7 protein-coding genes are annotated in these 14,059 nt (G+C 42.5%); 4 read left to right on the top strand and 3 right to left on the bottom strand.

Annotation, left to right across the window (positions count from 1 at the left end; genetic code table 11):
• Positions 1-60: 60 nt before the first annotated feature.
• Positions 61-2,343, bottom strand: coding sequence for a formate C-acetyltransferase (gene pflB, locus MSG37_RS03705; protein WP_248469228.1), 2,283 nt, complete (start codon positions 2,341-2,343; stop codon positions 61-63).
• A 2,196-nt stretch (positions 2,344-4,539) separates the two neighbouring features.
• Here pflB and focA point away from each other — a divergent pair.
• From focA to yfcC, 4 genes are all read left to right on the top strand, one after another.
• Positions 4,540-5,463: a formate transporter FocA gene (focA, locus tag MSG37_RS03700; protein ID WP_248469227.1), complete on the top strand. Its 924-nt coding sequence runs from the start codon at positions 4,540-4,542 to the stop codon at positions 5,461-5,463.
• Between the two features lie 255 nt (positions 5,464-5,718).
• Positions 5,719-5,931, top strand: a complete 213-nt coding sequence (locus tag MSG37_RS03695) for a DUF997 family protein (protein ID WP_248469226.1) — start codon at positions 5,719-5,721, stop codon at positions 5,929-5,931.
• Entirely contained in the window at positions 5,924-7,366 is a 1,443-nt protein-coding gene (gene panF / locus MSG37_RS03690; RefSeq protein WP_248469225.1) for a sodium/pantothenate symporter, read from the top strand. The genes MSG37_RS03695 and panF overlap by 8 nt, the downstream gene beginning before the upstream one ends.
• A 157-nt stretch (positions 7,367-7,523) precedes the next feature.
• Positions 7,524-9,068, top strand: a complete 1,545-nt coding sequence (gene yfcC, locus MSG37_RS03685) for a putative basic amino acid antiporter YfcC (RefSeq protein ID WP_248469224.1) — start codon at positions 7,524-7,526, stop codon at positions 9,066-9,068.
• 696 nt (positions 9,069-9,764) lie between these two features.
• Here the strand turns inward: yfcC and MSG37_RS03680 are convergent.
• Positions 9,765-12,470, bottom strand: coding sequence for a TonB-dependent receptor (locus MSG37_RS03680; RefSeq protein ID WP_248469223.1), 2,706 nt, complete (start codon positions 12,468-12,470; stop codon positions 9,765-9,767).
• Between the two features lie 486 nt (positions 12,471-12,956).
• Complete coding sequence (locus MSG37_RS03675) at positions 12,957-13,946, bottom strand: TDT family transporter (RefSeq protein ID WP_248469222.1); 990 nt, start codon at positions 13,944-13,946, stop codon at positions 12,957-12,959.
• Positions 13,947-14,059: the final 113 nt, after the last annotated feature.

Here is a 14,059-nt window from a genome sequence, read left to right as displayed (position 1 = left end):
ACTCCTGTTTAGCTGATGCTGGCTTAGCCTAGCATCAGCTCAATCGACACTTAAGAAAACTTACAGACCTTTAGTAAAGGTACGGGTAATAACGTCTTGCTGTTGTTCTGGTGTTAGCGAGTTAAAACGAACTGCGTAACCAGAAACACGGATAGTTAGCTGTGGATACATATCTGGGTGGATAACTGCATCTTCAAGCATTTCACGGTTCATAACGTTAACGTTTAAGTGTTGACCACCTTCACGAGTTTCGTTGTGAGCGAAGTAACCATCCATAAGTGCTGCAAGGTTTGCCTTACGTGCATCATCATCTTTACCTAGTGCGTTAGGTACGATAGAAAATGTGTAAGAGATACCGTCTTGTGCATGAGCAAATGGTAGCTTAGCAACTGATGTTAAAGATGCGATTGCGCCTTTCTCATCACGACCGTGCATTGGGTTAGCACCTGGAGCAAATGGTGCGCCAGCGCGACGACCGTCAGGTGTGTTACCTGTCTTCTTACCGTATACAACGTTAGACGTAATAGTAAGAATAGACTGAGTTGGGATCGCGTTACGGTACATCTTCATGTTACGGATCTTAGCCATGAAGCGCTCAACCAATTCAGTTGCGATATCATCAACACGTGGGTCGTTGTTACCGAACTTTGGATAGTCGCCTTCGATGTCGAAGTCTACAGCAATGCCGTTTTCATCACGGATTGGCTTAACAGTTGCGTACTTAATCGCAGCTAGTGAGTCAGCAGTGATAGAAAGACCTGCGATACCACACGCCATAGTACGACGTACGTCTCTGTCATGAAGTGCCATTAGAGCAGATTCATAAGAGTACTTGTCGTGCATGAAGTGGATAGCGTTTAGTGCAGACACGTATTGTGTAGCTAACCAGTCCATCATAGTGTCTAAGCGACCCATAACGTCATCGTAGTTCAATACTTCGTCTGTGATTGGTGCAGACTTAGGACCGATTTGAGCGTTAAGTTTTTCGTCAACACCACCGTTGATAGCGTAAAGCATAGTCTTGGCAAGGTTTGCACGCGCGCCGAAGAACTGCATGTGCTTACCAACAACCATTGGGCTTACACAACAAGCGATAGCGTAATCGTCAGATTCGAAATCTGGACGCATTAGGTCATCGTTTTCGTACTGGATTGAGCTAGTATCGATAGATACTTTAGCCGCGTACTTCTTGAAGTTTAGCGGTAGTTGCTCAGACCATAGAACCGTGATGTTCGGCTCTGGGCTAGGACCCATGTTGTATAGAGTGTGTAAGAAACGGAAGCTAGACTTAGTAACCAGTGTACGACCGTCAAGACCCATACCAGCGATAGACTCAGTCGCCCAGATTGGGTCGCCAGAGAATAACTCATCGTATTCTGGAGTACGTAGGAAACGAACCATACGTAGCTTCATTACGAAGTGGTCAACCATTTCTTGAGCTTGTTGTTCAGTGATCACGCCATTCTTGATGTCGCGTTCAATGAAGATGTCTAGGAAGCTTGAAGTACGACCTAAAGACATAGCCGCGCCGTTTTGGCTCTTAACTGCAGCTAGGTAGCCGAAGTAAGTCCACTGGATAGCTTCTTGAGCGTTAGTCGCAGGTAGAGAGATGTCGAAGCCGTAGCTTGCTGCCATCTTCTTCATTTGACCTAGTGCTTTGTGCTGCTCTGCAATTTCTTCACGAAGTTGCATAGTGTAAGACAAGTCAACACCTGTTTCGAAATCAGCTTGTAGAGAGCTAAATTGTGCGAACTTGTCCGCCATTAGGAAGTCGATACCGTATAGCGCGATACGACGGTAGTCACCAATGATACGACCACGGCCGTATGCATCTGGTAAACCTGTCAATACGCCAGACTTACGACAACGCATGATTTCTGGCGTGTAGATGTCAAACACACCTTGGTTGTGTGTTTTACGTAATTCTGAGTATACGTATTTTACGTCAGCGTCTAGTTCACGGCCGTATGCAGCGCAAGAACCTTCAACCATACGAATACCACCGTTTGGCAACATAGCGCGCTTAAGCGGAGCTTCTGTTTGTAGACCAACGATAGTTTCTAGATCTTTAGTGATGTAACCGGCTTCGTGAGAAGTGATAGTTGATACACGCTTGGTATCAAAATCTACTGGAGCGTGAGTACGGTTTTCTTCCTTAATACCAACCATAACTTTGTCCCAAAGTTCGGTTGTAGCGTCAGTTGCGCCAGCAAGGAAAGACTCGTCGCCTTCATAAGGAGTGTAGTTAGCTTGAATAAAGTCACGCACATTGACTTCAGTTTTCCAATCGCCAGCGGTGAAACCTTCCCACGCGGCTGCAAACTGTTCAGTTTTTTCGGTCATCGTACTATTACCTTCTGTTTGAGATAAGGTTATTGGGTATCGATATTGGCTCTAAAACGAGGCGTGCGATACACCAATAGTAAAGTCTTAAACGTGTAGTTGGCCTTGAGCCTTTATTACACGCTTCGAAGTGATTTCACTTCGCTGTAATCTGTTCAGTTCAATTGTCTTGACATCTTCAGCACTCATCTCTGGCCAAAGAATTTAAATTGGTAAGACCAATTAACCAATATTATATTAGCATAAGCGAGGATGCGCTGCATCCAAATCAATCTCGAAATGCTCTGTAAATGCAAAAACTGTTACCAAGGTAGCATTTTTTAAGCGATTGACTAATAAAGACACTGTCTCAAATTGTCACCACCAAAAGCATAGGCTGATTCTTAAGCGAATGCTGAAATAAATTGCCGCAGAACAGCTCGCCCCTTTAATGGCTTTTTTAAGGCCGGGGTAGGGATTTTACCTTGTATACACTTTAGCCTACGATTAATTGCAAACAGTAGATGATTACGCTGCATTTGGGTAGTCAATACTATGAACAGAATGTGAATTATCAATGAAAAAATTACGACTAAAAATGAATGCTTTCAGACTCAACAGCAAGGCTATTTACTGAGTAAGACTAGGTTGCTTCACACAAGTGTTAAAGACAGATTATTTATCTCTTTGGTTTTAGTTCATCATCGCTGTATGACTAGAGAATGAGCATTGAGTTCAAGCCAATGTTGCTCGATGCATAGGGCCAGCCTCTGTGATATTTAACTTGTTAATTGCCGCAGTAACTTGCAAATATTTTCCATGTAAATGTTAGTTTTTGAGTACTCAGTCAATACTGATAACTATTAAGCAATTGTCGATATTGTGATGGCAGGCCTTTCTTCTGTGTTAGCGGTTCGGCAGCATCATAAACATGTATTGGCGACTTTACTTTTTGGTTTTGTCGTTGTTTAGCACACAGTTTATTTGCGTACTTTTTGTTGCTCAATTAATCCCTTTACTTGGTTACACTATCGTCACGCTAGGCAGAAGCTACGTTTGTTGTTGAGTTAGCAGTGGAGGATTATTTAAAGGTGATCACTCTGACCAAAGTGTTTATCCGGATTTTATAGGCTGTACATGCAATTAAAGGTAGGGATTTAAGCTATAAATTTGTCGAAAGCAAGCTGCGGGGAATAACGCCAATTACCTACTAGCTTCAATATACGTGCTGATTTAGCTGTTCGTTAAGGCTAATTTTAGTTGTTATATATCGCTTGCACTGGGCCGCATAGGTTTGAGGCTGAACGAGCCTTAGAGGCATTCATTTATCGAGCCTAATTTTAGATGTGTTACTTATTTTCTTTTTATTAACTCGTTTTTATTAACCTCTTTAAACTCGCTTCTTGCTGTTTGTGTTAAGGCTTGCATTCCCGCAAAAGCTTTACAGGTTGCTTGCTTTATCTTCTAATTACCTACGCATTTTATTGTGTTGATATAGTTGTTTTTAACAGCTATTTGAATCTGACTAATAGACCGTTTTTTACTGATTTTTTTGCGGTTTTGAACATACAAATAGTGATTTTTTTGCAACCCAGTTTTAGGTGGGTATACATTGTTTTCTTGAAAGAATGAACCGCTTTTTAACTAATCAAGTTGAGTGTTATCGCCATTTGCCAAGCTTAAAAAATGGCTATTTTCGCTGCGATTATCATTATGTTTACGCTGAGGGTAACGCGTTATATCGTCCTCAATTTAACGGCAATTTAATGTTAGATAAGCCAGCAGATGATCAGATAAATATTCAATTATTTATACAGTATATGATGCCGATACTGAGCAATTTTTGGTTTGTGGTCATTATTGTCTAAACTTAATTAGAGACCAAAAGAGGCTGGGCGTCGGTAGTAGAGTTGATGTGGTACTGAAGCACATATTTATAGATAACTAGATCTAGGTTAAACAATTATCACATTTCACTACATTAGTAAGGCGTTTTTAATGCCTTTATTACGAGGCTGTGGTATCTTTAGCTAGTTATTTTAAAATTGGTCTGACCAATTTACCTCTCGGGTTGATTAATCAACTGTAGGGGATTGTCTTAGCTAGCAATTTTCTAGCTTTTATTATTGATAGTGATTGTTGATTTTTGGTGGTGTGGAGAAAGTTTATGCAATTAATGTGCAGTTTTGACGTATGTATTAAGGCTGGGTTAACAAAATGAAAATGACTAACCAACCAAGTCAAAATGCAAATATGCCAGCCCAAACCAAAGCAAGTCTTACGCAGGTTGCTGAAGGTTATGGATTAGATAAAGTGGCGAAGTCGAGCAAGCAGTCATTTGGTCTTGCAATATTTGCTGGTGCATTTATCGCCCTTGCATTTGTTTTTTACATCACTGTGACTACAGGCAGCCAAGGCTCTTGGGGAATGACTCGTTTTGTTGGCGGTCTTGCCTTTAGTTTGGGCTTAATTCTTGTGGTTGTGTGTGGTGGTGAGCTATTTACCAGTACAGTATTGAGTACCGTTGCCTGGGCGCAGAAAAAGGTCACTAACAGTGATTTAATCAAAACCTGGGGCCGAGTTTACGCGGGTAACTTTGTCGGTGCCATGTTGATGGTGTTACTTATCTTTTTAGCCGGCATGCACCAATTAGATGGCGGACGCTGGGGCTTAAGCGCGTTAAACATTGCGCAGCACAAACTCCACCATAGCTGGACTCAAGCATTCGTATTGGGCATTTTATGTAACATGATGGTGTGTTTAGGTGTGTGGATGACATTCGCGACTAAAGACGTACTTACTAAAGTTGTGTTAGTCATGTTGCCTGTGGCTATGTTTGTTAGCAGTGGTTTTGAACATAGTATTGCCAATATGTTTATGGTGCCGCTAGGCATCAGTATTTATCAATTTGCTGATCCTGCATGGTTTGAAGCGCTAAATGTTAGTCGTGACAAATTTGCTGACTTAACTGTGATGAATTTTGTGTTGAATAACTTAATTCCAGTCACCCTAGGTAACATTGTTGGTGGTGGTGTGTTTGTGGGTTTAGGTTATTGGTTAGTTGATAATTCAGGGAAAAAGCACGTAACTGCTGAGCCTGTTGAACAATCTGTAGACGCTAGCACGAAAGCGGATAACTAAGTTCGCTACTCAGTTTTGACTGAGATAGCGTCATATCCAATGCAAAAGCAGCTCTTTTAATGGGCTGCTTTTTGCTTTAATCGCTTTATGGATTGACTGCATTTTATTGCGGTGTCGACAAATTTGTGGCGTGTACAATCATGTGTGCATCATGTTTTTAGATCAAGGATTTGACTGCTGCTGGCAACACAGATCAAGATTGATTAAAATTCGCGGGTTCATTCCTGCTCTATTACCTGTTACGGCCTTTCATTTATGAGCTTGCTAACCAAAACCTCATTGACTCTCACGTTTAGTTACTTTTTTCTTTGGTGCTTTGGTCCCTTAGTGTTAACAGACTATGGCGATTGGTTAGGCTTACCCTTATGGTTTTGGTTTTCATGCATTGGCGCGCCAATATTGGTAATAGTCAGTCTTAGCTTTTTACTTACTCGTGTAGCAGAAGTGGTAGGCAAAGATAATGACTAGTTTACTGCCAGTATTAGTTTATTTAGCACTAAGTTTGCTGATAACCCGCGTATGGAGTGCACGACAAGCAAAGCAGTCTCAGCAATTTTGTGACGATAAAGCAAAGCGCTTTTTTATTGGCGGGGCTTTTCTAGGTGGGCCATTGTTAGCATTAACCCTGGTTGCGACTTATACCAGTGCAGGTTCATTTATTGGTGGTCCAGGGGCTGCATATAAGTTCGGTTTAGGTTGGGTATGGTTAGCGGTTATTCAGGTGCCAGTGGTGATGTTAGCGCTAGGCGTATTAGGGCCTAAGTTTTTGGCACAGAAGCAGCGCTACAGCACTATTATAGAATGGCTCGATCAGCGATATAACAACCATTGGCTAAGCATGATAGCGATGTTGAGCTTAGTGATAGGTTTTATTGCGATGATCGCGGTGCAGTTTATTGGCGGAGCTAGGCTGCTTTCGGGGGTTACTGGAATAAGTTATGAGCTCGGCCTTGCTGTTTTTGTATTGACCGTTTTGGCCTATACACTCACTGGCGGCTTTAGGGCGGTAGTACTTACTGACGCACTACAAGGCATGGTGATGTTACTTGGCTTGTTTATTTTGCTAGGGGTGATCTTAAGCCAACCGCAGCTAGGCAGCTTGCTTGAGCAAACCACAAACAAAACTCCAGAACTTGTTAGCCCTCATGGGGTGGGGGCAGCTTTAGGTTGGCCAATGATGCTGTCTTTTTGGGTGTTAATCTGCTTTGGTACTATGGGACTGCCCCATACCATTGTTAGGTTGCTCGCGGTTAAGGACACGAAGTCGTTAAAACGTGGCATGATTTGGGGCACCATTATTTGCTTTTTAATGACTTTAATTCCTCATTTATGTGGTTTTTTGGGGCGGGTACTGTTTCCACAACTCGCTATACCTGACGAGATTATGCCCACGCTCATTGCTGAACTGATGACGCCTTTTTGGGCAGGTATTTTATTGGCGGCACCGATTGCTGCGGTTATGTCCTCAGTTGACTCTATGTTATTACAATCAGCGGTAAGCATAGTACGTGACGGCTTGGTTCGAGCTTATCCAAATATGGCAGCAATTCGGCAAGTGCGATTAACTCAGGTTGTGATGGTGGTGATCACCGCATTAGCCTGTTTTTGGGCAATAAATCCACCGGATATGATAGTGTGGATTAACTTAGCTGCCTTTGGCGCGTTACAAGCGGTATTTTTATGGCCTATTATTGCCGGATTATTCTGGCCTAGCGTGAGTGGCAGAAGTGCACTTATCGCTATGTGTAGCGGTATGGCTAGCTATTTGAGTCTGCAGTTACACATTCCGCTACAAGCAGGAATTCACCCAATTGTGCCAGCATTGTTATTTTCATTGATGATGTTGGTCTTGACTCATTGTAGCGAACGCTTTTTTATAAACAGAACGCTAAAAGCTAAGTAGATTAGTAAACTGTGCTTTAGTTGCTAGTAAACACACTGTTTTGCTGTGGCTTTGTTGTGATTTGCATCAACCTTGTAACCAAGGGGTAACTCCGCGCTGGTCAAGGCGTAGCCATTGGTTTATATTTGCCGCCATATAATAAGAATATGGTGGTAAAATGGACCCTATAAGCCCCTCAAATACAATCGATAATCAGGCCGTTTCACAAGGCAAAACCTTAAGAATGCCTGACACCTTAGTGATAATTTTCTTTGTCGCAATTGCCGCAGCAATCCTAACTTATTTCATTCCCATAGGTTCTTTTCAAACTCAAGACGTCAATTATGTTGTCGATGGAGTAGAGAAGAGTCGTAGCGTGATTGATCCCAATTCATTTACTTATGAAGTCGATGCTGCTGGTGAGCCAGTCTTAAAGCCGGTGGCCTTATTTGAAGGTCACGGTGGCGTAGGTTTTTTTAACTTTGCTTTTGAAGGGTTAACATCTGGTTCTAAATGGGGCAGCGCCCTTGGTGTTATCATGTTTATGCTGGTCATTGGCGGTGCTTTTGGCATTGTAATGGCGACTGGCACCATAGATAACGGCATTTTAAAACTGATAGATATCACTCAGGGCAAGCAAGGCCTGTTTATCCCGGTTATTTTTGTGTTGTTCTCCCTTGGTGGTGCAGTTTTTGGTATGGGGGAGGAGGCCATAGCATTTGCAATTATTATCTGCCCCTTGATGATCCGTTTAGGTTATGACGGTATTACCACTGTGATGGTGACTTACGTTGCAACACAAATTGGTTTTGCCTCGTCTTGGATGAATCCATTTAGTGTGGCTATCGCTCAGGGCATTGCAGGTGTCCCTGTGCTGTCGGGTTCTGGATTTCGTTTTGCTATGTGGTCAGGTTTTACTTTGCTTGGCTTGATTTTTACCATGCGCTATGGTGCAAAAGTAAAGGCGACGCCAACGCACTCTTATAGCTTCTACAGCGATAGTTATTTCAGAGAGAACCAAAAGCAAGCATCACTTGATAGCCGTTTCAATCTCGGCGATATGTTGGTGTTGTTGACGATTTTTGCCACGGTAGCATGGATTATTTGGGGAGTGGTTACCCAAGCTTGGTTTATCCCGGAGATCGCCAGTCAGTTTTTTACTATGGGAATAGTGGTAGGTATTATCGGTGTGGTGTTTAAGCTCAATAATATGAATATTAATACCGTAGCCAGTAGCTTTAAGCAGGGCGCAGCAACCATGCTCGAGCCTGCAGTACTGGTTGGTTGTGCGTCAGGTATTTTATTATTGCTTGGTGGTGGAGATGCAGCGACTCCAAGCGTACTTAACACCATTCTAAGCAAAGCTGGTGAATTTATAGGTCAGTTGCCAAGTGTAATGTCAGCTTGGTTTATGTATGTGTTCCAATCGGTGTTTAACTTTTTTGTGACTTCAGGCTCAGGTCAAGCCGCATTAACGATGCCGTTGATGGCACCGCTCGCGGATCTTGTGGGAGTCACCAGACAGGTTGCTGTGTTAGCTTTTCAGCTTGGTGATGGTTTTACTAATATTTTAGTGCCAACATCAGCCTCATTAATGGCAACCTTGGGCGTTTGCCGCGTAGATTGGGGACAATGGCTTAAGTTTATCTGGCGCTTTATGTTGACGCTCTTTACGGTATCTAGCGCTATCGTTATTAGCGCGCATTACTTAGGCTTTAGCTAGCAATAAACCAAGGCATAAGAGCAGATATTTTCAAACCGCTAAGCTCCCTTTATTGGGAGCTTTTTATTAGGTTTTTAATCATTTGCACATCAATAATCCTTTGTCCCTCGTAGCTATCGGTCATGCTATCATCACCAAATACGAATCCTTGGTTTTTGTAAAACTTAATAGCGGACGCATTACAATCAAGTACGTATAAGCTAATTGCGCTCGCAGACGTCAGTTCAATGTTTTTCTCAAAATGTCGCATTAATTGATTGCCTAAGCCTTTTCCATAAACGCTGGGACAAAGATATAGTTTGCTGAGCTCAATAGTGTCAGATGAAGTTGGTCTCATAAAGTAGGATATAAAGCCTGCAACTCGGTTTTGAGTTACCGCTACATATATCGTCTCTGAGTTTGTTTCAATTGTTTGTCGCCACTCGGCTTCTCTTTTGTCTGCTGTATAACTATCAATGTAGCAGGCCATCAAAGGCTGATTGCCAAGAGCTTACATGTATATTGGCGATATCTGATACGTCTTCAATCGTGGCTTGTCTTATTTGAAATTCCATTTCAATCCTTGGGCTTTAAGTGAAATTAGCGCTGTGGCTGATGTCGATTGCTCTCACTTAAGAGATAATAACAGATACAAAAAAACGGCACCCCGAGGTGCCGTTTATTCAATCACTTTATATTAGATTAAGTGAGTTCAGTTTAGAACTTCACTTCACCTTCAATGAAGTACTCTTGGCCACGAGCATTGTAAATGCCACGCGGGTAGTGAGGCCACTGAGTATCAGTTGGGTCAAAGTTTGGACCCGCATCAAACAAGTTGATAATACCGGCTTTTAGCTTGATAGACTCAGAGATAGTGTAGCCTGCAGTTAGGTTCCACTTAGTCTGTGATGCAACTTCATGATCTTCCTCAATGAACACATCGCCATTTGCTTCAGCAGCTTCTTTGAAAGACTTGTACTGAACACCGTGCATACGTGCAGTGTGGTATGCGCCAAGTGTTGCTTCAAAATCGTCAATGAAGTAACCAAGGATTAGGTTAGCGCGGTACTGAGGTAAGCCACCGTTATCGATATCATCTTCAACAGGGTCAGTTGATGTTAGCTGGTACTCAGAGTTTAGGATGTAAGTACCGCTAAAGTTAAGCTTAAGCTCACCAAAGCTGTTTAGATCCCAAGTGTAACCCGCTGTTAAATCTAAACCGCGAACTTTTTGGTACGCTAAGTTTTGTGCTACAGCGTTAACATGAGTAATTGTGCCTTGGTCGTCACGGGTGATCATGTCTTCATATAGCTGCCAATCGCGGGCAGCTTGAGAAGCACTAATATCACTTACCATGTCATCTAGCTTCCACTCCCATAAGTCGAATGAAGCGTCAAATGCATCGCCGCCCCATACCGCACCAATGTTTGCTGTGTAGCCTGTTTCTGCATCCAGATCTTCGTTGGCACCAGTTGTGGTATCAATATGTAGCTCATTACACACAGCGTTTAACTGTTCATCAGGGTAAACTGTACCTGGTGTTCCGCCCATTGCGGCACACTGTTTAAAGTCGATAACAGTTGTAAAACCATCGGTTGGGTCGCCGTATACACGGTGCATGTCAGGTGCGCGGAATACCGAACTCCAAGAACCGCGAACAAGTAATTCACGAACAGGACGGTATTCAACTGCGATTTGTGGTGATAGGTTACCACCGAAGTTATCGTAATGGTCGTAACGTAATGCTGCATCGATAGTTAAATCATCTAATACAGGAATACTCACTTCGGCATATGTTGCCCAGTTCTTACGCTCACCAGCACCTGATGAACCACCTTTACCTAAGATGTTACCGTTCTTAGATTCAGAATCAGAGTCAGTTTCATAGTCTTGAATTGTGTATTCAGCACCAAATGCGAACATTGCGTCGCCTGCATCCATCTCAAACAATGAGCCTGTGATGTTTGCTTGCACGTTCTTTTGTGTTGATTGAGCACGTTCAAATGAGCTATAAGAGGCTTTCTCTGCGTCCTCTGGAGACATGTTTTCAAGTAGTGAGTTACCGTTCTCACCAGCAGTGATGTAGTTGAACATGCCACCAACGGTAGCATTACCTGTACCGAATACATCTACACTTGTACGGCCGTAGTTAACTGAAGCGTCCCAGTTATACTCATCAGCAATTACACCTTCTAGACCAGCAGTAAAGAAGTAGTTACGAGTTTTAGTTTCAGTTGAACGGTGTCCTAGCTCATGTAAACGGCGAGCATAATAGTAAGAACCATCTTCCGCGTTAGCAAAGTCACCACCAAGGCCGGTATCTTTGTCGAACTCTTTGCTCATGTAGCCGTCTTGGCCTGCTTGGCCGTAGCTAACGGTTAACTTATCGCCTGCGACTGTAATGTCGTAATCATCAATTGCAGATGGTTCAATGTTAGTGATTGATTTACCTTCTGAGAAGTCTAATCGACCAACGAAAGTCATATCTTCAGCTAACTCATAGTTAAAGTTAGTTGAGCTGATAAAACGCGTACTTTCTGGCTGTAGATCACGCCATGCTGAACGGTCAAAACCACAGATGTTGCGGGCTTCATCCCATAGGAAACCGCCATCAGTGCACTCTTGAGGAGTTAACTGGCGAGCACCTGCACCTGTGCCCGCAATGCGTGCGCCGTATGAACTGTATTGTGAATACTGGCTGTGAGGAACTTTGTCAGTGTGTAGGCCAAAGTTGTCTCTATCTGTCGCTAATAGTGATTCGTTATCTGTAAATTCGATAAAGCTTGATACATTACCTTTATCTGATGAGGCACCAAGAGATAATGCGATACGATCATTGGCACCGCCACCATTAGAGGTATCACCATGGCGATATTTAATTGCAACACCTTCAAAGTCTTTCTTCAAGATGATGTTGATTACACCACCAACAGCGTCAGCACCGTAAATAGCCGAACCGCCTGACTGAAGAATTTCAATGCGTTGCACCGCTTCCATAGGTAGGTTAGCTGTATCAACAAAGTTGTCAGTACCGCCAGCTGGCTTTGGATATTGGTTTAAGCGTTTGCCGTTAATTAGCGTAAGAGTACGGTTTGCACCTGCACCACGTAAGCTAATTGAAGAGGCTGCTGGTGTAAAACCGTGTACAGACTGAGTTGTCATTGCACCAGTGGTTGAGGTTAGACTTTCTAGAGCTTCTTGTACGCTAGTAAAGCCTTGTTTAGCCATTTCATCAGCGCTTAGTACTGTAACAGGCGTTGCTGTTTCCATATCACTACGTTGAATACGTGAACCAGTTACTTGAATGCGCTCAACATTCTCATCATCTGCTGCAAGAACTACTGGCGAGCTTAGTGCTGCTGTTGCTGCACCTGTTGCTAACGCAAAGCGAATTGCTTTGGCCAATCTTGAGTTAAGTGCCATATCTTTTTTACTCCCTTGGAACTTATATAGTTATTTTTATTTAGCCGCCACTTCTTAAGCGAATGTAAATATATGTTAAGAAGTGGGTGCTTGAACGGGATGAGAGCACAAAGGGTTAACTGGGGCAACATGCTATTTACAGCTGTTATCTATATAAGGAAATTCAAATAAAATGGAATGTTTCGATTACTTTGCTGGTTTGTTTTGATTTGGTTGCAGGGTGGGTGGTTTTGCGTTTTGAGTTGTTTTCTGGTTGTGGTGGTTGTTTCTATTTTGGTGCTTTGTGGTTGCAACTTTGTTTTTGATTGTGGAGTTAAAGATTGCAGTGTAATAAGGTGTGTATCTCGCAGTTTAAAAACTTTAAATTGTGATGTTAATCACACCGGTAAGGGTAATTGTTAAGTCTTCTCTATGACTGAATTAGCCTTGTTGGTGTGATTAACATTATTTTTTGATTGAGATCTTATCGAGTAAGATAGCGCATTATTAGAGGCTTATTTTTGTAAAAATACTCGCTTTGTAGTGTTGTAAGTATTTTGTGGCAACATAACCGACAACAAGGGTTGCCACAACAAGCTCTACTTTAGCGGTTATTAGTAGATCCGCTGACACATTGCTTACCCCGAATGTCGCAACAATCCAATTCACTGTTTTAAATAAAGCTGTGGCACCTATCACCATAGGGAAGGTAAATGCAGCGTATCCTGGTGAAAATGGTAATTTAAGCAAGTGAAAGAAAGCTAAGTAAATAACACTTGTCATCAATAGCGCCAAAGTAAGTAGCACGCCCACAATAATCAATGATGGTTGTGTGGTCATAGTTAAGTAGCCTGCAAGTGATAAGCTTGCAGGAGCAGCCATAATCGCAATGGTTGGTTTTGCTGCATCGGCAATCGGTTCACAAAAGATTAAACGATATAGCATTATTGGGAGCATCACTAAGTAGCTCAGCATACCGAACATCAAAATAGCATCCGCTAACCATTGATATTGCATTTCTGAACCATGTGGAAAAGAGACGGCTGCAACGATAATCCCAATAGGTGGTACAAACCAACTTGGCACCATATGTTCAAGTTTAAAATCGATTGCACGATAATAAATAAACATACTTAGAAAGCCGATATGAATCGCAATAGCCGTAAGCCATAAGGCAACAGCAACCCCATGGTTAAATTGACCCACGGCTGCAGAAACGACCATTAGTCCCATCGCGAATGTTGGTATTACACTACCAACAACAGGGTGGGTGAGTTCTTCTATGAGTACCTTAGGGTGCAGAACAAATTTAGCTACTAATAATAGCAACATTACGCTAGCAATTGATGCACCGATTAATTGGCCTTGACCATTTAAGCTAGGAACCATACTTTCCCAAGCCCAGCCAAGGCTTGCAATTGCTAATGCTAGTCCTGCCATTGGGCTTGGTAGACGTGAAACTCTATGTCTAAGCTTGTGATTTTGTGTGCTGGTCATAATAAAATCCTTGAAACAATCTTTATGGTTTTATTCTAACTCGACCCTTTGATAATAAAAATTGAAGTTGAGTTAACCTTGCATTCAATTTTATTTAATCTCGGTGCTCTGTT

The organism is Shewanella sp. 1CM18E (genome assembly GCF_023161665.1).
GTDB lineage: Bacteria > Pseudomonadota > Gammaproteobacteria > Enterobacterales > Shewanellaceae > Shewanella.
The sequence above is the reverse complement of the archived record's forward strand: the minus strand, read 5'-3'. Positions and strand labels throughout refer to the sequence as shown.

What these genes read in the sequence shown, in the direction of transcription:
- MSG37_RS03695 (WP_248469226.1), top strand. Translation starts at nt 5,719, where the DNA reads ATGAGCTTGCTAACCAAAACCTCATTGACTCTCACGTTTAGTTACTTT.
- pflB (WP_248469228.1), bottom strand. Translation starts at nt 2,343, where the DNA reads ATGACCGAAAAAACTGAACAGTTTGCAGCCGCGTGGGAAGGTTTCACC.
- MSG37_RS03680 (WP_248469223.1), bottom strand. Translation starts at nt 12,470, where the DNA reads ATGGCACTTAACTCAAGATTGGCCAAAGCAATTCGCTTTGCGTTAGCA.
- yfcC (WP_248469224.1), top strand. Translation starts at nt 7,524, where the DNA reads ATGGACCCTATAAGCCCCTCAAATACAATCGATAATCAGGCCGTTTCA.
- focA (WP_248469227.1), top strand. Translation starts at nt 4,540, where the DNA reads ATGAAAATGACTAACCAACCAAGTCAAAATGCAAATATGCCAGCCCAA.
- MSG37_RS03675 (WP_248469222.1), bottom strand. Translation starts at nt 13,946, where the DNA reads ATGACCAGCACACAAAATCACAAGCTTAGACATAGAGTTTCACGTCTA.
- panF (WP_248469225.1), top strand. Translation starts at nt 5,924, where the DNA reads ATGACTAGTTTACTGCCAGTATTAGTTTATTTAGCACTAAGTTTGCTG.